The following is a 24353-nucleotide window of genomic DNA, read 5'->3' on the forward strand; positions in this document are numbered from 1 at the left end:
GGGCTCAACCGGGGTTCTGACGCTGCTCCAGTATGTCGGCCGAGCCCTCGGCGCGTGCGGTCAGGAGCACGACGGCGATCCGCTCGGCATGTGCATAAGCGGGCCCGTCCAGTTCTTCACCGTAGACGTCCGGATCCACTTCCCGGTAACCGACGGTGAGTCCCGAGCCGGCCAGATGCTCGGCGGCGGCCTCCCGGAACGGGTCATGGCCGTCGACGATCCCGGTACCGGTGAACAGGACGAGCTCTCCGCCGGGCGCGAGCCGCGGCGCCGCCTGATCGATGATCCGCAGGGATAGCTCGTACCCGTTCGTGCCACCGTCGCGGTACGCCCGCCCGGCCGGATCGATCATGAACGGGGGGTTCGTGACGACCAGGTCGAACGTGCCGTCCACGTCGCTGAGCAGGTCGCTGTGCACCGGCCGGACGTTGCCGACGCCGGCCAGCGCGGCGTTGACGGCGGTGTACTCCAGTGCCCGGTCGTTGATGTCGACGGCGAACACCTCGGCCTCGGGGCAGCGTTTCGCCACCGCGATCGCCCCGGCGCCGGTCCCGGTGCCGATGTCCACGGCCCGCCGGACCGGCGACTCCCGGGACTCCACCCGCGCGGACGCCGCGTCGGCCATCCGATAGGTGTCCGGCCCGAAGAACACCGAGTCCTCGGCCTCGGTCGGGAAGGCCGAGTGCACGAACAGCTCGCCGTCGTAGGACGAGAAACGGACCAGGCTGTGCCACTCGTCGCCGCGGCGGTCCAGCACCCCGGCGGCGTCCATCAGCTCCACGATCCGCTCCGGCAGCACGTCCGGGCCGAACGGGCGGCTCCAGCCGAAGACGCCGTGCAGGTCACGGGCGCGGGCGTTCTCCGCCCGGCGGTTGACCCGCTCATGGGTGGCCGGGGTCACGGTGGTGAAGCGGTAGCCGGCGGCTTTGAGCTCCTTGCCGAGCTGAAGCAGTGCGTTCATGCGGCCAGGACCTTCGCTTCCGGCATTTCCCGGGTACGGCCGGAGGACTGCCCCTCATCCCACGAGGCGAGCAGGTCCCGCGCCCACAGAGCGTCCAGGATCAGCGCGCACCGGGCGCCGAACAGCACGTCTCCCGCCAGCTCCGGTTCGGCCCGGGCGAACGACCCGGCCATGTCGTGCGCCGCGATCTGCTCGTGCACCGCGTCGGCCTCCACGTGCTCGTCGTAGAAGGCGGTCGCGTCCGGGTCGCCGCCGAGCCGGCGCAGCCCGTTGCCGTACGCCCGGTTCGGCTGGGTCGACGTCATCTCGTACGCGGCCAGATGCCCGATGATCATTCCGCGGTTCCGGCGGTGCAGCCCGAACAGCGACATCAGGTTGTTGTTCGCCAGCGTCGGCGTGGTCGCCTGGTCCACGTACGCGCCGTACGTGGTGTCCAGCTCGAACCAGTTCATCGTCTTCTTGAACAGCTCCTGGTGCATCCGCGCGGTCCGGCCACCGCCGTACTCGTCGAGCTGGATCTCGATCAGCGCCGCCTTCGCGTCGCCGCCGAGCCGGGGGATCGCCCAGGTGTGCGGGTCGGCCTCGCGCAGGTGGTAGACCGACCGGTGCATGACGAACTCGCGGAACTGCTCGTACGTCGCCCGGCCGCGCAGATACCCGGAGAGCGAGGGGCCGATGTCGGCGTCGGCGAGTTCCCGCAGCCGGGACGGCACGGTGGCCGGGTCGACCGGCTCCGGCGGGCCTGCCACGTCGTGCAGCGCGGCCATGAATCGCTGTTCGGCGAGGGCCCGCAGCCGCAGCATCGCGGGGTCCCACTCCCAGGTGTCGTCCACGCCGTCCCACCCGCGGTAGGCCAGCTCGTAGCAGATGAAGAGCGTCAGGTGCAGATCATCGGAGTCGTCCAGGGCCGGGCGGGACGGCAGCGTGACGCTCCGCCCGGTCAGGACGTCGATCAACGCGGCCGACACCGGCCCGCGTGCGGACGGAAGTTTCATGGGCCACTGGCTTCCCCGCCCGGACCGGTTGAAACGATCAGTTTCGGTCCTCCTCGAACGGGCATTGCCGTACCGTGAGCGCCTCCATCGTCCCGTACGAAGACGGACCGCTGATCGTGCGCGGAGACTTCGAGTTGCGTACGCCCGACGGCCAGCCGATCGACCCCGGCCGGGGCACGGTCGCCCTGTGCCGCTGCGGGCGTTCCGCCATCAAGCCGTTCTGTGACGGCACCCACAAGGCGGTCCGCTTCAAGGCGGGCACCGGCCGGGAGTCCCCGGCGCCGCGCCAGGACCGGCTCTGACGAAGTCCTCAACAGGCCGGTGCGGTTGCCGATCAAGGCGATCGTGCCCGCCGTTCATACTGCGCCTGATATTCACGCCGTGCTCGACAGGCGTGCCGTAACGCCCGTCTTCCAGCCCTTGATCGACCTGGCCACCGGCCGGGTCCTCGGCTACGAGGCGCTGAGCCGTGGCCCGGCCGGCACGCCGTGGGAGAGCCCGGCTGCCCTGTTCGCCGCCGCCCGCGCGGCCGGACGGGAGTCCGAACTGGACTGGATCTGCCGTGCCGCGGCGTACCGGGCCGCCCTCGACGCGGACCTCGGCACCGAGCTGACGCTTTTCGTCAACATGGAGCCGACCGCCTGGCGGGCCGGCTGCCCGGCCGACCTGGAACCGGTGGTCGAGCAGGCGCAGCGCCGGCTGCGGGTGGTCACCGAGATGACCGAGCGGGCCATCGCCGAGGACCCGTCCGGCCTGCTGTCGGCCGTGGAGAGCTGCCGGGCCGCGGGCTGGGGCGTTGCTCTCGACGACGTCGGCGCGGACCCGATGTCGCTCGCGATGCTGCCGTTCGTCCACCCCGACGTGGTGAAACTCGACATGGGCCTGCTGCAGGCGCCGGACGACCCGAAGACCGCGCAAGTGGTGGCCGCGGTCTACGCGTACGCCGAGGCCAGCGGTGCCACGGTGCTGGCCGAGGGCATCGAGACGACCCGGCACCTGGCGGCCGCGCGCACCATGGGGGCCACCGTGGGCCAGGGCTGGCACTTCGGCCGGCCCGCGCCGCTGCCGGCCCGCCCGTCGCTGTCCCCGTCCGTCCGGCCGCTGCGGCTGCTGGCGACGCCCATCGCGGCGGATCAGACGCCGTTCGAGATCGTCGCGGCGCAGCGGCCCGTCACCCGTACCTCGAAATCGCAGCTCATGCCCCTCAGCCGGCACCTGGAGGCACTCGCCGGCGGCGACGAGCCGCCGGTCCTTCTCGCGTGCTTCCAGGAGGCGCGGCACTTCACACCGGCGACCGCCACCCGCTTCCGTCGGATCGCGAAGCACAGCCCGCTCGTCGCCGCGCTCGGCATCGGCCTGCCCGCCGAGCCGGTGCCCGGCGTCCGCGGAGCGTGCCTCGGCGACGACCGGCTGCGCGGCGAATGGAACGTGATAGTCGTCGGCCCGCACCGCGCGGCCGCCCTGGTCGCCCGCGACCTCGGCGACGAGTGCATGGACTCCGCGCGGCGCTTCGACTTCGCGATCACCCACGACCGCGCCCTGGTGGTGGCGGCGGCCCGCTCGCTGCTGCGCCACATCGCCCCGGTCAGCACCCCGGCACTGGAGATGGCGATCGCCTAGCCGGGCCGGCGGTCAGTCGCGGATCTGCAGGCCCAGCGACATCGCGACGGTGACCGCCTGCTCGACGGTGATGACCGCGTTGCGGATCGCGGTCTCCGTGGGATTCAGCGCGGAGAGGTCGGATCCACGCAGGTCACAGCCGGTCAGGTCGGCGGCGGTCAGGGTGGCGCCGGAGAGGTCGCAGTCCCGGACGATGCCGTCGGTGAGCTTCGCGCCGGTCAGGTCCGCCTCGCGCATCCGCACGCCGGTCAGGGTGGCGCTGCTCAGGTCGGCGCGGATCAGGCTGGTGAACGACCAGTCCCCGCCGTCGACCGTGGTGATGTCGAAGGTGCAGCGTTCGAAGTGGCTGCCGACCGTCTTGCAGTTCGCCAGCGTCGCGTCGAAGAAGTTGCAGTTCACGAACGTGCAGTTCAGGTACGCCACGTCGGCCTGCTGTGAGCAGTTGAAACGCGCGTCCCGAAACGTGCAGCCGTCGAACTCCACCCCCTGCAGATCGGTCTCACAGAGGTCGAGCCCGGAGAACTCCACCCGCTCGTGCCGGGTGAGCCGACCGGCCCCCGCATCCCAGTCCCGGGTGGTCACGATGCTGCGCGCTGCCATGAGCCGAGCCTAGAGAACCCGCGCCGGTCGGGTGGAGCCGCGCACCACCGGTCCGGGTCGGCACTGCTGATCCTTCGCGATGACGGTCCAGACGGCCAGCGCGCAGGCCGCGAATCCCGCCCCGAGGAGACTGGAGGCGGTCCAGCCCGTGGCGGTGAACACGATCGTGGTTGCGGCCGCGCCGAGTGCCGAGCCGAGCGAATAGAAGACCATGTAGCTCCCGAGCACGCTGCTGGTCCGATCCGGATACGCGGTAGCTATCACGTGCTGGTTGCTCACATGTACGGCCTGGACCGCGAAGTCGAGAACCAGGATTCCGGCCGTGAGCAGCCACAGTGAGTTCGGCAGTTGCGCGATCGCTGCCCACGAGAGGAGCAGTAGCGCGAGCGAAAGGCCGATCACCTGCCCCGTCCGTCCCGCGTCCGCCCACCGCCCCGCGCGTGCCGCGCCGAGTGCGCCCGCGAGCCCGACGATGCCGAACAGGCCGATCTGACTCTCACCGAGCTGCCACGGTGCGCCCGCCAACGGCAGAGACATACCGCTCCACAGAGCTCCGAACGAGGCGAACACGAAGAACGCGACGAGCCCGCGCATCAGGAAGAAGCGCTGCCCGAACATCCCGCCGAGTGCGACGACGGCCCGCCCGTAGCCGACCGGCCGGTTGCGTCGCTCCTCCGGCGGCAATACGACGAGGACGAGGGCTGCAAGCGCCAGAGACAGCACGGCCAGCACCGCATAGACGCTGTGCCAGCCCCACGCCTCGGCGAGCATGCCGGTGACGACCCGCGCGCCCATGATGCCGACGACAACTCCTGAGGTCACGACACCGATGTTTCGTCCGCGTTCAGCAGGCGGCGAGACCGACGCGGCGTAGGCCACGGTGGTCTGCACCACGACCGCGAACAAACCAGCCGTCGCGAGGCCCGCGAACGCCGCCCATGCGGCCGACGCCGAGGCCGTCAATGATGTGCCCACCGCGATGAGCGTCAGGTGCACGGCGATGAGCCGGCGCCTGTCCACCACATCACCCAGCGGCACCAGCAGCATCAGCCCGGCCAGATAGCTGACCTGGCTGATCGCCACGATCCATCCGGTGAAGGCAGCCGGCACACCGAGATCGCGACCCATCGGCTCAAGAATCGGCTGCGCGGCATAGACGCTCGCCACGGACACGCCACACACCACCGCGAGCAGGAAACTCCGCCACACAGCCATCGCACCCCGATCAGTAGCAGATTGCAACTAATTCACCGTACGGCATGATGGTTTCGAACCGCAACCAATCGAGGTGTCATGTCACGATCCACACCTGGCGTCCCGAATCCCGACTGGACCGACCCCGACTGTCCCGTGGCTCGCACACTTGACCTCGTCGGCGACAAATGGAGCCTTCTCGTCATCCGCGACGCGATAGACGGGGCCCGATCATTCACCGAGTTCCAGCGACGCACCGGCATCGCCCGCAACATCCTGACCGACCGCCTCGGCAAACTTCGCGCCTACGGGCTTCTCACCCAGCGCACCGCACCATCGGGCCGCCGCCAGGAATACGTGCTCACCGATGCCGGCCGCGACCTCTTCGCAGTCATCCTCACCCTGCGACAGTGGGGGGAGCGCCACGCCTTCGCCCCCGGCGAGACCCACTCCACCCTTGTCGACCAGTACGGCAGCCCGGTGCCGGAGATCGTGCCGACCAGCGCCGACGGCACCATCCTCGGCCCCGACACCACCCGCGTACAAAAGATCCGGTAGAGGCAAGGCCGCCCCCGCCGCCCATCATGGGAAGGAAAGGCTGTTGCCCTTATTTCCGCGGGTCACAGCCTTGATCGTTGCTCCCCCGAAGGGACTCGAGCCCTCTGACCTTCTAATCCGTAGTCAATGACTAGTGGTCACAAGTACACTCTGTTGCTCGTCAATCCCAAGGCCTACCTGAAGACGTCTCAGCAGCTCAGAGTGCCTTCACGTTCCGCTGGTCGCGGCCGAGTGCACGAAGTGGACGCCTTGGCAATCGTTCGTCGCCGCTCGAACGTGCTGATCTAGTCGCGCCCGTACTGGAACGGTCGCCGACATCCGATCACCCACGGATCACCACTCAAGGCCATCACCCTCCGTAAAACGCGCCCGGAACGCGACCGGTCAGGCCAGGCTGAGAAGCCTGTTTCGCCGAACGGACAGCGTAAACGCGGCGCCAGGACGACATGCGATCAACGGTGGATCAGGCCTCTCGGGGTACTTGTGCTATCGAATTGGATTTAAGGTCCAAGCCAACTGCCTCGTAATTGGTAAATCCACCGCGAGGCCATGCGGTAATGAATCCAAAGTTATTCTTGGTTGCGATCAGCACCATAGTGGCAGAAGCCTTGGGCGTGGCTTCGCCACCTAGGCGCTGCTTCTTGGCTGGACCCTTGGTTCTATCGGCTTCATATCACTCCACCCTCGTTTGCACCGGTTCCAACTCCTGCAGGACCCGATACGGTTTGTTCAGATATAGCGAGACCAGTGTCAGTCTGGCCGTTCGACGTGTCCGAGTTCGGCTATGAGAGTCTCGAACGTGGCTCCTCCAGTCTCAGGATCGATCGGGACCTCTGATACGACGCTCTCGCCCTCCAGTGTGCTGACCCAGATCCTCTCGGATGCAGCGTTATCTTTCCTACGGCCGACAGCCACCAGCTCGCCGTACCCCGACTCTGCATGTTGCAGTAGCTCACGCATCAGGTCACCGCTGACCTCGATCCCATCTTTGGCTCGGAGTTCAAGCGCGCCCAGATCGGGCTTGCATTGCAGCATCAGACTGACCAATCCACCATCGGAAGGCCGCGGATCCTCTTTCTTAATCTTGAAGCGAACCCGACTAATCTTCTCCATCTCTCGCCGCCAATCATGAAAGGATATCTTTCCGGTGAGCGGCTCGAGTCTCCACTGTTTATTGCTGTCGATGGTGCGAAGCATCGCCTGAAACGCACTTATGAAAGATGCAACGCGGATGTCCTGGCGACGCGTCTGGAAGACCATGGTCAGGTCCTTCAGCCGGATCACGAACGGGGAAGCCGCGCCATTCGGCACTTCGGCCGGCTCGAATTCCTGCTCATCATCGGCCCAAAGGTCAGCTTCAGACTGGCTTTCGAACCCAAGATGCCCGTAGACGAAGCCTGACTGCTCGCGCGTACGAGACAGCCTCCATAGTCGCTTGTAGCGTTCGTCTCGGAAGCCGGGCTGCAGCGCAGAACGCAGAAGATCCGCTGGCTCACCGAGGAGATTCATCTGGTCCGGCGAAACGATCATGGCGCGAGCCAGCTTGCCGACCGTGCGAGAAGCCATGCCGACACTGTAAATCGACAAGAGGCAATACAGAAGCTTTGAGTAGTTGATCCTTCACTGAGAGCAACTGCCGCGCTAGCTTCTCGTCTGGCCGATGGAATCACGGTCAGGTTGCCGGGGCCGCAGCACCATAAGGGGCATTCCGAGTGCCGTGCACGGTGGTGCACGCATGAGTTCGGTCGAGTTTGCTCTCGGTCGCACCGCGCGCCTCGTGTCGTCGATGACACGCTCACCGTGGATAGTCCATTCGCTGGCTCGCTTCGGCTCCACCCTCATGAACGCACGCTAGCCGCGAATACTCGACGCGACCTCAGTTAAGCAACGTCGGCTTGGCTTCCGCGCCGTCGGTCCTTGCGGCTTCACACCCGCGGTCTTCGACTCTCCACAGCAAGCCAGTGTCACCGGTGGGATGGTGTGTGGTGAGCAACGTCCTGAGCGCCGCGACCTCGATGTGTCCCAGTGCTTCCGCCAGTCGTCGGTAGGTGACGAAGTCGACGCCTCGGCGCCGGGCCGCCCGCTCCCAGTCCGGCAGCGCCGCGAGGGTATCGGCGGCGGGAGGCTGATGGCGTCGGGGCCTGGCCGCTTTGGCTCGTTCGGCTTCGAGTTCGGTGGTTCCCATGGTTCGCACGGCGAGCCGCTCCGCGGCAGCGAGGGAGGTGGTGCCGGCCAGGATGGGAAGAAGCGGGTTGATGTCGGCGACGGCGGCCAGGTCGAGATCGAGAGCGGTGGGGCTTCGGTCGGTGAGGGGTACGGGTAGTCCGGCGTCTCGTATCTCGACCGTTCCGCGCAGGCCGAGGGCCGCGGAGGCGAGCAGGGCCGTGGCTTCGGTGGGGTGCCAGTGCAGGATGGGCAGGTAGGGCTTCCAGATCTCGGGCTCGAGGGTGTGCACCGTTGCGTGGCTCGCGGCGCGTTGCCATACGAGGTTCTCGGTCAGTTCGCCGTCGAGGCCAGGCCCGGCTACCCACGCCTCGGCTGGGAGCGACAGGCAACTGGCGGCCGTCAACGCGTCGGCGAAAGGGCTTCGCAGACCTGGGTCATCCGGCTGCCCGAGGAGATCTCCGCCGACGTCGACCAGAAGGATGTGATCAGCGTGCAGGTCCCGCGCCGCGCTCTCGATCTGTTCTCGCATGCCTTGGGCGCCGCGGGACGGATCCAGCAATGCCAATGGCAACGGCAGCTCACCGGCCAGACGTGGCAATGTGGATCCGGCTGGGGCGATGGGCCGACTGTGGGATGTGACCTGCCACCAGCCTCGACGGCTTTCCAGCCGCGCGAAGTCGGCTGCGCTTCGCGGGCCGGGCAGAGGGTCGATGAGCAACCGGTCCCAGGCCATCGTCGCGATTCCCACGGCCTTGTCCGGGATCAGTGCCGACAGGGCCGCTGCCGCGATGGCGTCGCCGCCTCCGCCAGCGGCGACCAGGAGGGTCCCCATCGAATCAGCTTATCGATGACATACTGATCGTGGTGGCCAGTGGGCTATGCCAGCACAGAAGGTTGCGAGTTGCCTGAGATCCAGCGGGTCCTGCCCAAGTACATGCAGATCGCCAACTACGTACGCGATCAGATCCTGCGCGGTGATCTGACGCCCGGCGACGAGGTGCCTTCCGAGCGGCAGATCTCCGCCGAGTGGACGGTTGCCCGGCCGACCGCCGCACGAGCTCTGGAGGCGCTGCGCCAGCAGGGCTTCGTCGAGAGCCGACAGGGGTCGGGCACGTTCGTGCGTGACCGCATGAGGCCCAACCGCCTGGCGCGGGAACGGTACTCCCGGGCACGGGACACCGGAAAGATCTATCCCGCGAACGAACGCGCAACGATCCTTGCCGCCGACTACGACGCCGCCCCCGATGACGTTGCCGCGGCGCTCGGTATCGACGCCGGCGCCCAGGTCATACGCCGTCAGCGGTTGATTCACGCCGATGATGAACCCGTCGAGCTGTCCACCGCCTGGTACGCGGGCTCACTCGGCGAACAGGCACCGAATCTGTTGATCCGGGAACGGATCCGCGCCGGCACCACGGCCTACGTGGAAAAGACGACCGGTCGCCGGATTCGTTACGCCAGGGACGAGATGAGCTCTCGCCTGGCGGCCGCAGCCGAACGCGAGCATCTGCGCCTGCCCGAGCCGTCAGCGGTCCTACTCGTCCGCCATGTGGTCTACGACGGTGAAGACCGGCCCCTCGAGTTCACCGAAGCTGTCTACCCGCCGGGACGCTGGGCGTTCGAGACGACATACCCGGTGGCCTGAGCTTCCGGACCCACTCCCGACAACGGCCAGTCAATCGGTCGTTGCACACCGCAACTGGCCTATGCCACACCGCACTGAAGTGGCATAGGCCAGTGCTTCCAACCCCGACTTTGGCCGGCTGCTGCCCGACGGTCGCTCGTACCGAGTCGTCCCGACCGAACCGGTCGACGCTGCCTGGCACGTGTCCCTGCAACACACCGAGCCGTACGCCTCCGCCTGCCAGCAGATCGCGGGAGACTTCGTGCACCACGTGCCGATCCTGACCGAGGGCATGGCGGACGGCTCCTCGATGGAGTACACCCACCAGGCGCTCAAGGCGACCGGCTACTACATCGACCCCGAGTTCTGGGACGGCGAGGCGAAGTCCTGCTGCCCGCCGAACCCGGGGATCTGAGAGGGCTACCTGATCGATGCGCATTGACTGGACCGCGTTGCCCGAGGCCGTTAAGACAGAGATAGCCGACCGCGTCGGCGGAACTCACGTCACACCCGCCACCACCGGAGACCACGCGGAGATAGCCGCAACCGTCACCGGGACCAACGGTCGGGTGTTCGTCAAGGCAGCCAGCACCGATTTCGGTGTCCGGTCACTGCGCTTCGAGCTGCGGGTGAGTGAGGCCATCAGCGGGCCTCTCTCGCCCGCAGTCCTGTGGCATTTCGAAGCTGCCGACTGGCTGGTGGTGGGCTACGAGCACTGCGAAGGCCCGCACGCCGATCTCTCACCGGGAAGCCCCGACCTCGACCTTCTCGGTCAGGCACTGACGGTGCTCGGCGAGACGCCGACACCCGACGTGCCGTTGTTCAGCCCGAAGGCGCGTCTCGGGTTCGAGCACCCGACGATGAACGGCGACACGCTCGTTCACACCGACCTTTGCCCGGCCAACCTGATCGTCACGCCGCATGGCCTGCAGATCGTCGACTGGGCGATGGCTGCCAAGGCGGCACCGTGGGTTGAGCTGGCCATGCTCATGCCGTGGCTGATCAGCGCCGGCCACACGCCGGAGCAGGCCGAACAGTGGCTGGCGCGCCATCCCGCATGGCAGTCGGCGGATCCAGGGGTCCTGGGTTACTTCGCGACGAAGAACGCGGAGAAGTGGGCGTCCAAGTCGGCCGGATCAACCGCAGCATGGATGCATGACCTCGCGGCCTGGACGTCGAAGTGGTCCACGTATCGACTCCGAACCAGCAACACCGCCCCGACCAACTAACACTCACTCCCGGGCGGTGCCACGCGCCGGACTCCTCGTAACGAGGAGCCCGGCGGCGCTGCCATAGCGAAGGCCTGCCTACGACCCATTCGCCACGGTGCCAGCCGGTCAGCTCAGCCCCGGCTGGTGCACGAACCATCGCGTGAACCGCAACATAGATCAAGTGCGATTGGTAGTGCACCGCGAAGCGTCCGCATCCAGGGCGAATCAGCGTCCGAAGCGCGGCTCACCCGGCACCGAGTAAGGGCGCCGCTCAATGAATTCGGCAACTCCGAATCGGACGCGCATCGACCGCTTGCCACACCGGCGAAGGTGATCGCCTCACGGTCCGGCTCACCAGGCAACGCCACAGCTCAAGCGGGCTTGCCCGACCGCCAGCCATGCGGCATGACTCCGGCGGGACCGGCAGGACGCCAACGCGACCCTAGATGCGTCCGGACGCAAAAGCCCTGGTCAACACCAGGGCAGACGGGCCAATCCAGAACAACCGATCACCACAGGATCACCACGTCCCAGGTAACGGGATTTCCGCAGGCCCAGAATGGGAAACAAGAATACCGTGACCCACGTCTCCGCAGGTCACGGCATTTTCAAGAAGTGCGCCGGAAGGGACTCGAACCCCTAACCTTCAGATGCCCAGTCGCGCCGTCACGAGGTCGGTGAAGCCGTTCGCGAGCAGGATCACCGCGATGCTGGTCAGCAGGATGCCGGCCACCCGGTCCAGGATCGCCGCGGTCTCCGGGGAGATCCGCCGCTCGACGTGCCCGGAGAGGTAGAGCGTCACCCCGGTCACGATCCCGTAGGCGAGGGCCGCCACGGTCAGCCACAGCCGGCCCTGGACGTCACCGGCGTCCGCGGAGGCCGCGACGCCGAACGCGAACGTGGTGCCGCCGACGGTGAGCGGAAAAGTCAGTGGGGTGAAAAGCGGATTCTTCCGGGTGGAAGCCTCCGTCTCGCCGGCCGGTGATGCCGGTTCTGCCGGGGGAGTGGTCCCCCGCATCAGCGGCACCGCCGCCAGGATCAGCGCGATGCCACCTGTCGCGGTCAGCGCCGCCGTGCTGATCCCCAGCAGCTCCAGCAGCGGCTCACCCACCCAGACCGCGATCAGCACGAAGCCGAACGCGTTGAGCGCCAGCCCCAGCGCCAGCCGCAGTTGCTGACCGTGGGTGTGGCCGCGGACGTACGGCAGGTAGGACGAGAGCGCCGCGACCGGGCTGTAGAGGGCGAACAGGGCCAGGAAGAAGACCAGCGCCTCGTACGTGAAGGACATCAGAATTCGACGGCGTCGCGGATCAGCGGGCAGGTCATGCAGTGCCCGCCGCCGCGGCCGCGGCCCAGTTCCGCGCCGACGATCGTGATGACCTCCACGCCGGCGCGCCGCAGCAGCGTGTTCGTGGTGGTGTTCCGGTCGTAGGTGAAGACCACACCCGGTTCGACCGCCACGGCGTTGTTGCCGCTGTCCCACTGCTGGCGTTCGGAGGCGTACACATCTCCGCCGGTTTCGATGACCCGCAGCGACTTGAGCCCGAGCGACTCGGCGACGACCTCGGTGAACTTGCGGCCGCCCTCGTCGACCACCTCGGGGCCCTTGCCGGAGCCCGGGTAGAGCGAGAACGTGTGCACGCCGTCCATGATGTTCGGATAGAGCGTGACGATGTCCCGGTCGGCGAAGGTGAAGACGGTGTCGAGGTGCATCGCCGCGCGTAGTTTCGGCATCCCGGCGACGACCACCCGTTCGGCGGCGCCCTTCTCGAACAGCGCCGCCGCGACCTGCGTGATCGCCTGCCGTGAGGTGCGCTCGCTCATGCCGACCAGCACGACCCCGTTGCCGACCGGCATGACGTCGCCGCCCTCGAACGTCGCGAGTCCCCAGTCCTGCTCCGGGTCGCCCCACCAGACCGTGGCGTCCCGGAAGTCCGGGTGGAACTGGTAGATCGCCTTCATCAGCAGTGTCTCGTCGTGCCGGGCCGGCCAGTAGAGCGGGTTGAGCGTCACCCCGCCGTAGAGCCAGCACGTGGTGTCCCGGGTGTAGAGCGTGTTCGGCAGTGGCGGCATCAGGTACTCGCGGGCGCCGGTCGCCTCCCGGGCCAGCGCCACGTACCCGGATCGGAAGTCGGCCGGCAGGTCGCTGGTGGCGAGCCCGCCGATCAGGAACTCGGCGAGGTCCCGCGGCGCCAGCTCGTCCAGGAACGCCCGGGTGTCGGCGACCAGCCCGAGACCCACCTCGTTCGCGACGATCTTGCGGTCGAGTAGCCAGGCCCGCGCCTCCGGTATCGTCACGGTCTCGGCGAGCAGTTCGTGCAGCTCCACCACCTCGACGCCCCGGCCACGCAGCTTGTTGACGAAGTCGAGATGGTCGCGCTGGGCGTTCTCCACCCACATCACGTCGTCGAAGAGCAGGTCGTCGGCGTTGGTGGGGGTGAGCCGGCGGTGCGCCAGACCGGGGGAGCAGACCAGGACCTTGCGGAGCCGGCCGACTTCGGAGTGGACGCCGAGGTTGGTGGTCATGAACGAGCCCCTCTCAGATGGAAATCCAGCCCGCGGCGAGCGCGGTGATGCCGGCGACGGCGCCGGCCACGGAGACGGCGAGGATGACGAGCTCATGGCCGGTGAAGAGCCGGCGGCCCTGCTCCCGGCGGGCCTTGACGAACAGCAGCGTGGCCGGGGCGTAGACGATGAACGAGACGAGCAGGAACTTCGGGCCGGCCGCGACCAGCAGGAAGATCGTGTAGACGACGGCGAGCAGGGCGACGACCCTCTCCCGTCCCCGCCCGGCGATCCGGAGCGCGTACCCGGCCGCCAGCAGGAACGGGATCAGGCTCAGCGCGCTCGTCAGGTCCAGCGCGAAGTTGAACGCGTCCTCGCTGAAATACGTGACGACCAGGACGACCTGGACCAGGATGCTGGTCAGCAGCAGGGCGTTGAACGGCACGTCGCCGCGCCGGGTGCGTCCCAGGAACCGGGGCATATCGTCGTCCTTGGCCGCCACGTACAGCACCTCGGCGGCCATCAGCGTCCACGCCAGGTAGGCGCCGAGCACCGAGACGACCAGGCCGACGCTGACGAACACCATGCCCCCGCTGCCCACGGCGGCCTCCAGAACCCCGCCCATCGACGGCTGGCGCAGCAGCGCGATCTCGCGGGCCGGGAGGATCCCGTACGACACGATGGTCACCGACGCGAAGACGGCGAACACACTGAGGAAACCGAGGACCGTGGCGCGGCCGACATCCTGCCGCCGTGCCGCGTGCCGGGAGTAGACACTCGCGCCCTCGACACCGAGGAACACGAAAACGGTCACCAGCATCGTGCCCTTGACCTGCTCGAACAGGGATCCGTACCCGATGCCGCCGCGCAGGTTGTCCGCGAACACCGCCGGATCAAGAGCAAAAAGGGCCAGAAGAACAAACACGATGATGGGTACGACCTTGGCGATCGTCACGATCCGATTCAGTACCGCCGCGTCCCTGACGCCACGCTGCACCAGCGTGAAGAAGAGCCAGATCCCGGCCGTCGAGCACAGCACCGCGAGCAGTGTGTCCCCGTCGCCGAACGCCGGGACCACGGCGCCCAGCGTCGACATGATCAGCACCCAGTAGGTGACGTTGCCGACGCAGGCGCTGGCCCAGTAGCCGAACGCCGAGAAGAACCCCAGATATTCGCCGAAACCCGCTTTCGCGTACGCGTAGACACCCGCGTCGAGATCCGGCTTCCGTAGCGCGAGGGTCTGGAACACGAACGCGAGCATCAGCATGCCGGCGCCCGCGATCGTCCACGCGATCAGCGCCCCGATGACGCCTGTCTCCTCGGCGAACCGGCGTGGCAGCGAGAACACACCGGCACCCACCATGCCGCCGACGACCATCGAGGTCATCGTCAGCAAAGTGAGCTTCTGAGTGGTCGTCGTCTCGGTCGCTGTCACAGAACTGGACGCTAGAGCTGGTTCATCGACGGCGGTTCATCCTTTCCGGATGACTCACATATGAGTCGCGCCGCCCGTCGCCCGGCTGGCAAGATCGCCCGCATGCGCCCGATGGACACCTCCGCCGCCGCCCGCTTCTGGACGGCGTCCGGCCTGACCGGCGAATACACGGTCGAACGCTTCGGCGACTCGGCGACGCTGGCGGACGCCCTGCTCGCCCTGGTGACCGACGGCCGTAAGCGGGCCACGGCGTCGCTGGTGCGCCAGTTCGCGGAGGAGCCGATGCCCCGGATCGGCATCCACTGGATCGTCTGCGACGGCACCGGGCAGCCCCGGGTCATCCTGCGCACGGTCGAGCTGCGGCTCGGTCCGTTCAACAGCGTTACGGAGGACTTCGCGTACGCGGAGGGCGAGAACGACCGTACCCGGGATGGGTGGCTCGACGCCCACCGCGCTTATTTCGGCCGCGTCTGCGAGGCCGCCGGGGTGACGTTCGACGAGGACACCGAGGAGGTCCTCTTCGAGCGCTTCGCGGTGGTCCACCCGCCGGAGCTAGCCGATCACGCTGAACTCCCCTAGCGCCCACCGCGTGAGGAATACGGCCACCGTGTCGGTTGCCGGCGTCTGACCGAACTTGGGAACCCTCCGCCCGCGCCGCGCCGATATCAGGCTGGCGATGAAATTGGTGCCGCCGTCCAGAGGCGGGTGACCTTTCTCGGCGAACGACTCGAGGTAAGGCAACAGCAGCACCGCTGTGTAGTGGTTCTCGTCGGCCAGCCGGGATTGCAGGAGCTCCATGAAATTCCGCTGGTCGTAGGCGGACTGGAGCGCCTGGTTCCACTCCTGGGCATCGAACCACGGCGGCTCGACCGCGATGAGATCGCGAATGCGCTGGTCGTGGGGCGCCAGCGGTGCAGCAATCATGGGGCCCACCAGAGCGAGCGGGCGGTGGTTGACGAAGCGGAAGTAGTCACTGGCGGAGAATTCGTGCGGGAACTCCAGCCGAACTGCCGCCGTGACCGCCAGTTCGACCGGTCTCTGTCCCTGGGAACTCCAGTCGTCCACCAGGTAGCAGACGGCCCGGTTTCCCGCATCGATCGCAGCCTGGGCCAGCGGGGCGATGCCTGCCGCTACCGGCGCGACGTTCTCCTGCAGCCCGACATTCATGGACTCCTGAAGCGGGAGGTCCCAGCGCGACGAGTCCCAGAGTCCCGGCGGCGGCAGGAGGCTCTCCCTCTCCGACCGCGGTCGGGCCAGATAAGCGCTCATGGCCTTGGCGCCGATGGCGCTCGCGGTGGGTGGTGTCGGGGTCACGTGATTCAGCGTGCGGGCGGCGAAAGCGAGAAGCTGGCTCCGGGAGTCCACGTTGTCGTTGTCCGGGTCATCGAGGATCAGGCGTAACATCTCGTCCGCGCCGTCCTCGACATTGCGGTCATACAGTTGAACGGCGACCTGACCGACAACGTCCCACGCGCCTTCCGTGATCTTCGGCGCGAGGATCTTCCAGATCTCTGCCGAACTTCGGTGTGCCCGCACGATGTGCTCCGCGGCGAAGTACTCCATGAACGTGCGATGAGTGAATCCGTAGGTGTCGCTGCCCACATCGGTGAGGATCCAGGATCGGTCGGTGCAGAAGTCCAGGAAATTCTGGGCGGTGGCACGTGCGTCGTCCGGATCGAGATTCTTGCGTTCCAGGTACTCGGTCAGCTCCTGAACGATCCGGGACTCCGGGAGCGCTGTCTCGTTGGAGTTGTTCAGCTGAAGCCAGGCGAGATATTGAACGGCGCTTCTGACACGACCTCGGAACTGGAGGGGCATCCTGATTCCCCGCATCGAGTCCCATCGTTCGAAGAGCATGACCGCGCATCGTTCGTAGACCTGCGAGACATTGCGGGGAATGTAGTGCTCGGAGGAGTACATCGCGCAGAGCAGTGCCAGCAGCAGAGGGTTGCGGCGCAGTTCGCTCGCATGACTGCCGCTCTCCGCGAGAAAGCTCTCGGCCAGCGGCTCACGCTGTGTCTCAGGCGTCGCCTCGTCGAGCTTGAACCAGCGCCGCGCGTAATCCTCGACCTGCGACATGCCGAACTCGGTCAGCGAGACGGTATCGAAGAGGGCCGCGTCGAGAGGTGCGGTCTCGTAACCGACGACTCGTGCGGTCACGATGATCGGTGTGAGCGGGAACTGATGGGCGAACCCCTCGACCAGCCGGACCACTCGCGTACGCAGAGCTTGATCGACCAGCTCGTCCAGCCCGTCCAGGAGAACCAGCGCTCGTCCACTCCGAAGCAGGTATTCCAGCGCGCGCGGTGAGGGCTCGACGTTGTAAGGATCCCGGCAGATCGCCTCCAGGTAGTCGACAAGCGTTTTGTTGCCGGCACGAAACGCTCCCTCGAAGTGCCGGAGTGTCAGCAGCAGCGGGACCTTGCCGGCGAAGTCGCCGACCTGATCGGTGGCCACGTCATGTGCGACTTTGGAAAGCAACGTCGACTTGCCCGCGCCGGGGGAGCCGAGGACGACGAAGCGCCGCGACGGACGCAGCAGGGTATCCGGTTCCAGGTATTTGTTCCTGGAGTCGATCCCCTCCGCCCCCGCTGGGATCATCGGCGCCGGGACATAGAGATCCGCGTACGGCACCTTGCGATTGACGCCGATGTGCGGCAGGTACATGCCGTTGTGCATGGCAGCGACCTGTCGCCGGAGGTTCGTCGCCATGGCCCGGGCTTCGACGAGGCCGGGGAGCGTCTGCAGCAACCGTGAACCGGCTACTGCCGAGGCGGTGAGGTGCGCCAGCGTGGCCGCGGTGATGGCGTCGCCTTTACGGCCACTCTCCACCTGAGCCGGCGGGAGCTGCTCGGCGGCGGCCAGCAACGCGTCGAAGAGCACGTCGGCCTGGGCGGTGCCCTGGTGCGGTTCAGGTCGAAGCAGGTGTTTGAGACTGCTCAAGATCTGTTCGCGTACCGCGGCCCGCGTCTCGTCGGCTTTCACATCGTCGAGCAGCCGGGCCAGTACCACCTGTAGTGCGATCTCCTCGAAGTCGGGGCTGTCGAGGAACCGGGCCAGCTCGGCCGTTTGCTCATCGTCGAGCTCGGCGAGCACGTCGTTGGCGACGGCGGCGTTCGTCAGGGCGAGACTCGAGGCGCGTACCCGCTTCTTGCGTCTTTTCTCCGTCGCCCAGCCGAATGCGGACTGGCCGGCCTTGGACACTGCCCGGATGACGCCGGGCTCCAACCCTGTCGCCGCCATGACCTGGAGTGTCCCATGTGGGTGCTACCAGCTGTGCATCGTTCCGTCCTGGAGGCGGTTGACCGGCAGCGACGCCGGCCGGTACGGATACCGCGCCGCCTTCTCCTCGTCGATGTCGACGCCCAGGCCCGGCTCCTCGGACGGGTGCAGGTAGCCGCCCTCGAACCAATACCCGTGCGGGAACACCTCGTCGGTCTCCGGGGTGTGGCGCATGTACTCCTGCAGGCCGAAGTTGGGGATCGCGATGTCCACGTGCAGGGCCGCCGCCATGCAGACGGGGGAGAGGTCCGTCGCGCCGTGGGAGCCGCTGCGGACGTGGTAGAGCGCGGCCAGGTCGAAGATGCGGCGCAGGTGGGTGATGCCGCCGGCGTGCACGACGGTGGTCCGGATGTAGTCGATCAGCTGGGATGTGATCAGTTCCTGACAGTCCCAGATCGAGTTGAAGACCTCGCCGACCGCTATCGGTGTCGTGGTGTGCTGGCGGATCAGGCGGAAGCCCTCCTGCAGCTCGGCCGGTACCGGGTCTTCCATCCAGGTCAGCGCGTAGGGCTCCAGCGAGCGCCCGAGACGCGCCGCCTCCAGTGGTGTGAGGCGGTGGTGGACGTCGTGCAGCAGGCGCAGCGTCGGCCCGAATTCCGCTCGGACCTCGGCAAACATTTTGGGTACGTGGGTGAGGTAGTGCTCGGTCGACCAGATGTTCTCGGTCGGCAGCGCGGCGTCGGCCGGCTCGTAGAACATCTTGTCGCCGCCGACGCCGTAGGTGGACTCCAATCCGGGAATGCCGGTCTGCACGCGCACGGCGCGATATCCGAGATCGACGTACGACGCGATCTCGGAGAGGACGCTTTCCACGTCGGGCGCGTTGGCATGGCCGTAAACGGTCACGCCTTCGCGGGATCGGCCGCCCAGCAGTTGATAGACGGGCAACCCGGCGATCTTGCCTTTGATGTCCCACAACGCGGTGTCGACGGCCGCGATGGCGGTCATCGTGACGGGGCCGCGACGCCAGTAGGCGCCCTTGTACAGGAATTGCCAGATGTCCTCGATCCGGGTGGCGTCACGACCGATCAACATGGGCACGACGTGTTCGGTCAAATAGGCGGCGACGGCCAGCTCACGTCCGTTCAACGTGGCGTCGCCGACGCCCGTCAACCCGTCGGCCGTCTCAATCTTGAGCGTGACGAAGTTGCGGCCGGGACAGGTGACGATGACGCGTGCATTGACAATGTTGACGCCACGAGAGCTCGTGTTGATGTGAGTTGACTTGATGGTGGTCAATATTGATCTTCTTTCACGCGTGCAACGAGTTGAGTGGGGTTGACGAAGCGCAAGGCAAGCACCAGCAACGTCAGCATCATCAGGCTGTATATGACTGCCATCGCGTCAACGGATTGCTGCGCCCGGATCCCCGCCGCCGACATTGAGTAGAACAGCGCCACGACGAGCGTCTGCGAGTCCGGTCCCGCCGTCAAGAACGTCAACTCGAACATCCCGACGGTGCGAACCACCACGAGAATGCACGACGCGAGAATCCCGGGAATCAACAGTGGAGCGAGGATCCGCGTGAACACATGCCGGGTACGCGCGCCGCACATCCGCGCGGCCCGCTCCACCGCCGGGTCGATCTGCTCGATGAACGGCGTCATCGTGAGGATCACGAACGGGATCGACGGCACCAGATTGGCGAGCACCACGCCGGACAGGTGACCGGCCAGCCCGTACTTGTACAGCACCGTCGCGAGCGGGATGCCGTACGTGATGGGCGGCATCAGAATCGGCAACAGGAACAGCAGGTAGAGCGCGCGGCTGCCCGGAAACGAGCGCCGGGCCAGCACATAGGCAGCGGGCACCCCGACCAGCACCGAGATGCCGGCCACCAGCAGGCAGACGATCAACGTGACGGTCAGTACCGGCAACAGGGTGAACTCGTCCCACGCCTGGCCGTACCAGCCGGTGGTGTACTCCTCGGGCAGCCACGAGTCGAACCAGCGCACCCCGAACGAGTTGACCACCACGGATCCGATCACGCCGGCCAGCCCGATGAAGAAGATGATCACGGCGCCCCAGACCAGCCAGGCGGCGGGGGAGGCCACGATGGAACGCTTCATCCCTTTCCTCCTGCCGTCGAACCGGTGTAGAGCAGTCCCCGCAACCCCAGCACGACGGCGATCACGGCGAGCTCGACGGCGCCCATGATGATCGCGGCGGCCGACGCCCCGGCGTAGTCGTATCGGACGTACGCCGCCTCGTACGCCGCGATCGAGATGACCCGCGTGCTGCCGGTCGGGTCGCCGACCAGGATCGCCGACGGGAACACGCTGAACGCGAGCACGAACGTCAGGCAGAACGTCGTCGCCAGCCCTGGCGCGAGCAGGGGCAGCGTGATCCGGAAGAACCGCTGGCGCCAGCCGGCGCCGAGTGTCGCGGCGGCTCGCTCGAGCGAAGGGTCAATTCCCGACAGGTACGACAGGACCAGCAGAAACGCGAACGGGAATCCCGTGATGACCAGCGAGAGGAACACGCCCCAGTAATTGTTGGTGAGCCGCACCGGCGCGTCGGTCAGCCCGGTCGTCATCAGGAACCGGTTCAGCCATCCGGCCGGCCCGAGGAAGTTGAGCAGGCCCTCCGCGGTCAGAACGGTCCCCAGCGTGATCGGCACGACCAGGATCGTGGTGACCACCCGTTTGCCGCGGAATCGTCCGCGCATCCGGTAGGCGATCGGCACCGACGCGGCGACGTTGAGCACCGCGGCCGGCAGCGCGATCATCAGCGTCGTGACGATCGTGTCGCGCTGGTACGCGTCGGCGAAGAATGCCTGGTAGGCGGCGAGCACGCCGCCCTCTGCGGGTTGCAGGGACACCGCTATGCCGTACGCGAACGGATAGATGAACAGCGCCACCACGAACACCGTGGCCGGCACGAGCAGCAGCATCTGCCGGTCGACGCCGCGGTCGGCGAGCCGGTGCCGGACGGCTACCGTCGCGGCGGTCACGACGGTCCCCCGGGGAAGATCAGCAGACGGTCCGCCGGGAAGCCGATCTTCACGGGGTCCCCGACGGCGAGCCGCCGCCCGGTGCGCAGGTGCAGCACGAGTCCGTCGGCGGTGCGCGCCTCGACGGTGAACTCGCGGCCCTGGTATTCGACCACGTCGACGGTGGCCTCCAGGTCACCGTCGAGGCTGACGTCCTCGGGACGGATGGCCGCCACGGCGGGGGTGCCGTCCGGCAGGTGTCCCACGGGCGTGCCGGTCACCCGTACCCCCAGGATGTTGATCTTGCCGGAGGCGAATGACCCAGGCAGGAGGTTGCGGTAGCCCATGAAGTCGGCGACGTGCCGGTTCGCGGGGCGCGTGTGCACTTCCTCCGGCGTGCCGATCTGCTGCACGCGGCCGTCACGGAGCACGACCAGGCGATCAGAAAGGGACAGCGCCTCCTCCTGATCGTGCGTGACGTAAACCGTGGTGAGGCCGAGTGATTGGTGCAGCCGGCGGATCTCGGTGCGCATTTCCAGGCGCAGTTTGGCGTCCAGATTGGAGAGTGGCTCGTCCATCAGCACCAGCGACGGCTCGATCACGACGGCGCGGGCGATCGCGACGCGTTGCTGCTGGCCGCCGGAGAGCTGGCCGGGCAGTTTCGTCGCGTGTTCCTCCAGATGCACCAGGCGGATCGCGTCGGTGGTCCGGCGGCGTGCCTCGGTGCGATTCACCCCGTGCATCTGCAGACCGAAGGACACATTTTTCTGTACGGACATGTGCGGGAACAGCGCGTAGTTCTGGAAGACCATCCCGAATCCGCGGCGTTCCGGTGGCAGCGTGTCGAGCCGGATCTCGTCGCGCCAGATGCTGCCGGCCGTCAGCGGCAGCAATCCGGCCAGACAATTCAGGGCCGTCGATTTGCCGCAGCCGGAAGGGCCCAGCAGGGCGATGAACTCGCCCCGCTGGATCTCCAAGGTCAGGTCGCTGAGCGCGTCCGCGTCGCCGAACCGCCGGGTCACGCCGTCGAGCCGCAGCCGATCGAAGCGGGTCACTTCTTCACCTTCGAGCCGCCGACCTCCCGGTCCCACCTGTCGAACGCCGCGACCAGCGCCTTCGCGTCCAGCGGCACTTCCAGCGGATTGTTCGCGATCAGGTCGGCGTACTCCGGCCGGCCGTACTCGTTGATCGCCTGCTGGCTATCCTGCGGCGCCATCGTCAGCGGCACGTCCTTGATCGCCGGGCCGGGGAAGAAGTATCCCTTGTCATACGCCTTGGCCTGCTGTTCCGGGGTGAGCATCGAGGTCAGCAGCGACAGCACGGCGGCCTGCTTGTCGGTGGAGACGCCCTTCGGCACGACCGCGTAGTGCGCGTCGGTCACCCAGTGGAAGCCCTCCAGCGTGCCGATCTTGGCTTCCTTGGGCACGGTGCCGAGCACCCGCGGATTGATGTCCCAGCCGGTCGTCGTCAGGATGATTTTCGCGGAGCCGTTGGCCAGGTTCTTCATCGTCTCGCTGGTGCTCGACGGATAGAGCGTGATCTGTGCGTCAAGCTCCTTGAGGAACTGCCAGGTCTTGTCCCAGCCGTTCTCCGGATCCTTCGGGTCGCTGTCCCCCAGCAGATAGGGCAGGCCCATCAGGAACGTGCGGCCCGGACCGGAGTTCGACGGGCGGGCGTATTGCACCGCGCCCGGATTCGCCTTCGCGTAATCGAGCAGCTCCTGCGCTGTCTTCGGCGGGTTCGGCACGTTCTTCGGCAGATATTCGATCAGCGGCCCGGACGGGTAGTAGGTGATGGTGACGCCGTTGTCGCCGGCCAGCTTCTGCATCGCCTCGGCGCCGGGCAGATAGGCGGCCATGCCGGTCAGCCGGTTCGCGTGGGTGGGCAGCAGAGGCAGCCACAAGCCCTGATCGATTCCGGCCGCGAGGCCGTCGACGCCGGTCAGCACCAGATCGATGTCGACCCGGTTCGCGTCCTGCTGTGCCTTGATCTTGCCGACCAGCTCGGGCGCGGTCGCCTTGGTGTACGTGACCTTCTCGATCACATCGCCGTTCTTGGATACAAATTCGTCGATCATGCCCTGCGTCAGCTGCAGGTTCCCGGCTACGTCCAGGACGTTCAGGGTCACCGCCTTGCCGGGCTTCTCGGGCACGGGTCCGTCGGTGCCGGTGGCGCCCCCGCCGGACTCGGGCGGGCTGCAGGCCGTCAGAGCGAGCGTGAGAGCGGCAATACTGAGAGTGACCTTCCCTTTCACGACGTCTCCTTTGATCGCTTCAAAACCCTTATTGGGGTACGGGTCCGGTGGACGCCCGCACGATGAGCTGAGTCGGGGTTCTCTTGTTGACAGGGCTGCGGCCACCCAGCAGATCCAGCAGCAGCTCGACACCGGCCCGGCCGATCTGCTCCTTGGCGATCGCCACGGTGGTCAGCGCCGGGGTGACCAGCCCGGCCAGCAGGATGTCGTCGAAGCCCACGACGCTGATCCGCCCGGGGACCGCGATCTCCCGGGCCCGGAACCGGTTGAGCAGCCCGAGCGCAACCAGGTCGTTGTAGGCGATCACGGCGGTGGCCGGCGACGCGGCGACCAAGTCGGCGACGGCCGCGCCGCCGTCGACCGTGGGCGCGACGTTCCCGGCCTCGATCAGGTCCATGTCGTACGAGGAGGTGGCTGATCGCAGGCCGCGCAGGCGGTCACGGTTAGACCAGGACGTGCGGGGGCCGGCCACGTACGCGATCCGGCGGTGTCCCAGGGCGTGCAGGTGACCGACCGCCTGGCGCATCCCGTCGGCGCTGTCCGCGGTGACCGACGGGAACGGGCTGACCCGCCGGTTCAGCACGACGATCGGGGTCTGCAACTCCCGGTCGCAGGCCCGCAGTTCCTCGTCGCCGGCCCGCGGCGAGCAGAGCAGAAAGCCGTCGACCTGCTTGGCGAGCGCCCTGATCAGGGACGTCTCGACGGCCGGGTCCTCGTCGGTGTCGCTCAGGAAGACGGCATAGTCGAAGAGCCGGGCCTGGGTCTGGATCGCCTTCACCACGCTGGGGAAGAACGGGTTAGCCAGGTCCGGCAGGACGACGCCGATGTTGGCGGTCCGCCCGGTGATCAGGCCGCGGGCCGCCCGGTTCGGGTAGTAGCCGAGATCTCGGGCGGCGCGTTCGACCCGCTCCCGTGTCTCCGGGCGGACCTGCTCGGGTTTGGCCAGCGCCCGGCAGACCGAGGACTGCGAGACGCCGGCGAGCCGGGCCACGTCCTTGATGGTCGCCGCCATGGCT

At 67.3% G+C, this 24353-nt stretch carries 23 protein-coding genes; 7 read left to right on the forward strand and 16 right to left on the reverse strand.

The window, feature by feature from the left end; translation table 11 throughout:
- Nucleotides 1-4: 4 nt before the first annotated feature.
- The gene (locus AMIS_RS11225; protein ID WP_014442386.1) at nucleotides 5-961 is read right to left on the reverse strand and encodes a class I SAM-dependent methyltransferase; all 957 of its coding nucleotides are present in this window, start codon (nucleotides 959-961) and stop codon (nucleotides 5-7) included.
- A complete protein-coding gene (locus tag AMIS_RS11230; RefSeq protein WP_014442387.1) occupies nucleotides 958-1956 on the reverse strand; it encodes an iron-containing redox enzyme family protein in 999 nt (332 codons plus the stop codon). The genes AMIS_RS11225 and AMIS_RS11230 overlap by 4 nt, the downstream gene beginning before the upstream one ends.
- A gap of 74 nt (nucleotides 1957-2030) precedes the next feature.
- On the opposite strand from AMIS_RS11230, the gene AMIS_RS11235 reads away from it, so the two are divergent.
- The gene (locus tag AMIS_RS11235; protein ID WP_014442388.1) at nucleotides 2031-2258 is read left to right on the forward strand and encodes a CDGSH iron-sulfur domain-containing protein; all 228 of its coding nucleotides are present in this window, start codon (nucleotides 2031-2033) and stop codon (nucleotides 2256-2258) included.
- A 79-nt stretch (nucleotides 2259-2337) separates the two neighbouring features.
- A complete protein-coding gene (locus tag AMIS_RS11240; protein WP_041829695.1) occupies nucleotides 2338-3576 on the forward strand; it encodes a sensor domain-containing phosphodiesterase in 1239 nt (412 codons plus the stop codon).
- A gap of 12 nt (nucleotides 3577-3588) precedes the next feature.
- On the opposite strand, the gene AMIS_RS11245 is transcribed toward AMIS_RS11240, so the two are convergent.
- Nucleotides 3589-4176, reverse strand: coding sequence for a pentapeptide repeat-containing protein (locus AMIS_RS11245; RefSeq protein ID WP_014442390.1), 588 nt, complete (start codon nucleotides 4174-4176; stop codon nucleotides 3589-3591).
- Nucleotides 4177-4185: 9 nt separating this feature from the next.
- Nucleotides 4186-5349 (reverse strand): MFS transporter, encoded by a 1164-nt coding sequence (locus AMIS_RS11250; RefSeq protein ID WP_231859278.1) that lies wholly within the window; start codon nucleotides 5347-5349, stop codon nucleotides 4186-4188.
- A gap of 177 nt (nucleotides 5350-5526) precedes the next feature.
- Between AMIS_RS11250 and AMIS_RS11255 the strand changes: the two genes are divergently transcribed.
- On the forward strand, nucleotides 5527-5928 hold the full coding sequence (locus AMIS_RS11255) for a winged helix-turn-helix transcriptional regulator (RefSeq protein WP_231859279.1): 402 nt from the start codon (nucleotides 5527-5529) through the stop codon (nucleotides 5926-5928).
- A 750-nt stretch (nucleotides 5929-6678) separates the two neighbouring features.
- Here AMIS_RS11255 and AMIS_RS11260 read toward each other — a convergent pair.
- Both AMIS_RS11260 and AMIS_RS11265 read right to left on the reverse strand, forming a co-directional pair.
- Nucleotides 6679-7494, reverse strand: a complete 816-nt coding sequence (locus AMIS_RS11260) for a hypothetical protein (RefSeq protein ID WP_014442393.1) — start codon at nucleotides 7492-7494, stop codon at nucleotides 6679-6681.
- Between the two features lie 310 nt (nucleotides 7495-7804).
- Nucleotides 7805-8926, reverse strand: coding sequence for a DUF1152 domain-containing protein (locus AMIS_RS11265; protein WP_014442394.1), 1122 nt, complete (start codon nucleotides 8924-8926; stop codon nucleotides 7805-7807).
- A 39-nt stretch (nucleotides 8927-8965) separates the two neighbouring features.
- Here AMIS_RS11265 and AMIS_RS11270 point away from each other — a divergent pair, with 39 nt between their 5' ends.
- From AMIS_RS11270 to AMIS_RS11280, 3 genes are all read left to right on the forward strand, one after another.
- Complete coding sequence (locus AMIS_RS11270; RefSeq protein WP_197537999.1) at nucleotides 8966-9739, forward strand: GntR family transcriptional regulator; 774 nt, start codon at nucleotides 8966-8968, stop codon at nucleotides 9737-9739.
- A gap of 181 nt (nucleotides 9740-9920) precedes the next feature.
- On the forward strand, nucleotides 9921-10133 hold the full coding sequence (locus AMIS_RS11275; RefSeq protein WP_014442396.1) for a glycine-rich domain-containing protein: 213 nt from the start codon (nucleotides 9921-9923) through the stop codon (nucleotides 10131-10133).
- A 16-nt stretch (nucleotides 10134-10149) separates the two neighbouring features.
- A complete protein-coding gene (locus AMIS_RS11280; RefSeq protein ID WP_014442397.1) occupies nucleotides 10150-10947 on the forward strand; it encodes a phosphotransferase in 798 nt (265 codons plus the stop codon).
- Between the two features lie 628 nt (nucleotides 10948-11575).
- Here AMIS_RS11280 and AMIS_RS11285 read toward each other — a convergent pair.
- From AMIS_RS11285 to AMIS_RS11295, 3 genes are read right to left on the reverse strand one after another with little or no spacing between them, the layout of a single operon-like run.
- Nucleotides 11576-12217: a MarC family protein gene (locus AMIS_RS11285; protein ID WP_014442398.1), complete on the reverse strand. Its 642-nt coding sequence runs from the start codon at nucleotides 12215-12217 to the stop codon at nucleotides 11576-11578.
- The gene (gene arcA / locus AMIS_RS11290; protein WP_014442399.1) at nucleotides 12217-13455 is read right to left on the reverse strand and encodes an arginine deiminase; all 1239 of its coding nucleotides are present in this window, start codon (nucleotides 13453-13455) and stop codon (nucleotides 12217-12219) included. Before arcA ends, AMIS_RS11285 begins: the two co-directional genes overlap by 1 nt.
- A 13-nt stretch (nucleotides 13456-13468) precedes the next feature.
- A complete protein-coding gene (locus AMIS_RS11295; protein WP_014442400.1) occupies nucleotides 13469-14869 on the reverse strand; it encodes a basic amino acid/polyamine antiporter in 1401 nt (466 codons plus the stop codon).
- Nucleotides 14870-14971: 102 nt separating this feature from the next.
- Between AMIS_RS11295 and AMIS_RS11300 the strand changes: the two genes are divergently transcribed.
- Nucleotides 14972-15448 carry an ASCH domain-containing protein gene (locus AMIS_RS11300; protein WP_014442401.1) on the forward strand — a complete coding sequence of 159 codons (477 nt, stop codon included), beginning with the start codon at nucleotides 14972-14974 and terminating at the stop codon, nucleotides 15446-15448.
- Here AMIS_RS11300 and AMIS_RS11305 read toward each other — a convergent pair.
- From AMIS_RS11305 to AMIS_RS11335, 7 genes are read right to left on the reverse strand one after another with little or no spacing between them, the layout of a single operon-like run.
- Nucleotides 15422-18112 carry an NACHT domain-containing protein gene (locus AMIS_RS11305; RefSeq protein ID WP_014442402.1) on the reverse strand — a complete coding sequence of 897 codons (2691 nt, stop codon included), beginning with the start codon at nucleotides 18110-18112 and terminating at the stop codon, nucleotides 15422-15424. The genes AMIS_RS11300 and AMIS_RS11305 overlap by 27 nt on opposite strands.
- Before the next feature lie 24 nt (nucleotides 18113-18136).
- Nucleotides 18137-19390: a D-mannonate dehydratase ManD gene (gene manD, locus AMIS_RS11310; RefSeq protein WP_014442403.1), complete on the reverse strand. Its 1254-nt coding sequence runs from the start codon at nucleotides 19388-19390 to the stop codon at nucleotides 18137-18139.
- Nucleotides 19387-20220: an ABC transporter permease gene (locus AMIS_RS11315; RefSeq protein WP_014442404.1), complete on the reverse strand. Its 834-nt coding sequence runs from the start codon at nucleotides 20218-20220 to the stop codon at nucleotides 19387-19389. Before AMIS_RS11315 ends, manD begins: the two co-directional genes overlap by 4 nt.
- Nucleotides 20217-21104, reverse strand: a complete 888-nt coding sequence (locus AMIS_RS11320) for an ABC transporter permease (protein WP_014442405.1) — start codon at nucleotides 21102-21104, stop codon at nucleotides 20217-20219. Before AMIS_RS11320 ends, AMIS_RS11315 begins: the two co-directional genes overlap by 4 nt.
- Entirely contained in the window at nucleotides 21101-22138 is a 1038-nt protein-coding gene (locus AMIS_RS11325; RefSeq protein ID WP_014442406.1) for an ABC transporter ATP-binding protein, read from the reverse strand. Before AMIS_RS11325 ends, AMIS_RS11320 begins: the two co-directional genes overlap by 4 nt.
- Nucleotides 22135-23337: an ABC transporter substrate-binding protein gene (locus AMIS_RS11330; protein WP_014442407.1), complete on the reverse strand. Its 1203-nt coding sequence runs from the start codon at nucleotides 23335-23337 to the stop codon at nucleotides 22135-22137. The genes AMIS_RS11325 and AMIS_RS11330 overlap by 4 nt, the downstream gene beginning before the upstream one ends.
- Before the next feature lie 28 nt (nucleotides 23338-23365).
- Nucleotides 23366-24349, reverse strand: coding sequence for a LacI family DNA-binding transcriptional regulator (locus AMIS_RS11335; RefSeq protein WP_041829697.1), 984 nt, complete (start codon nucleotides 24347-24349; stop codon nucleotides 23366-23368).
- Nucleotides 24350-24353: the final 4 nt, after the last annotated feature.

Origin of the sequence: Actinoplanes missouriensis 431, from assembly GCF_000284295.1 — a bacterium.
In the GTDB taxonomy this organism is placed as follows: Bacteria; Actinomycetota; Actinomycetes; order Mycobacteriales; family Micromonosporaceae; genus Actinoplanes; species Actinoplanes missouriensis.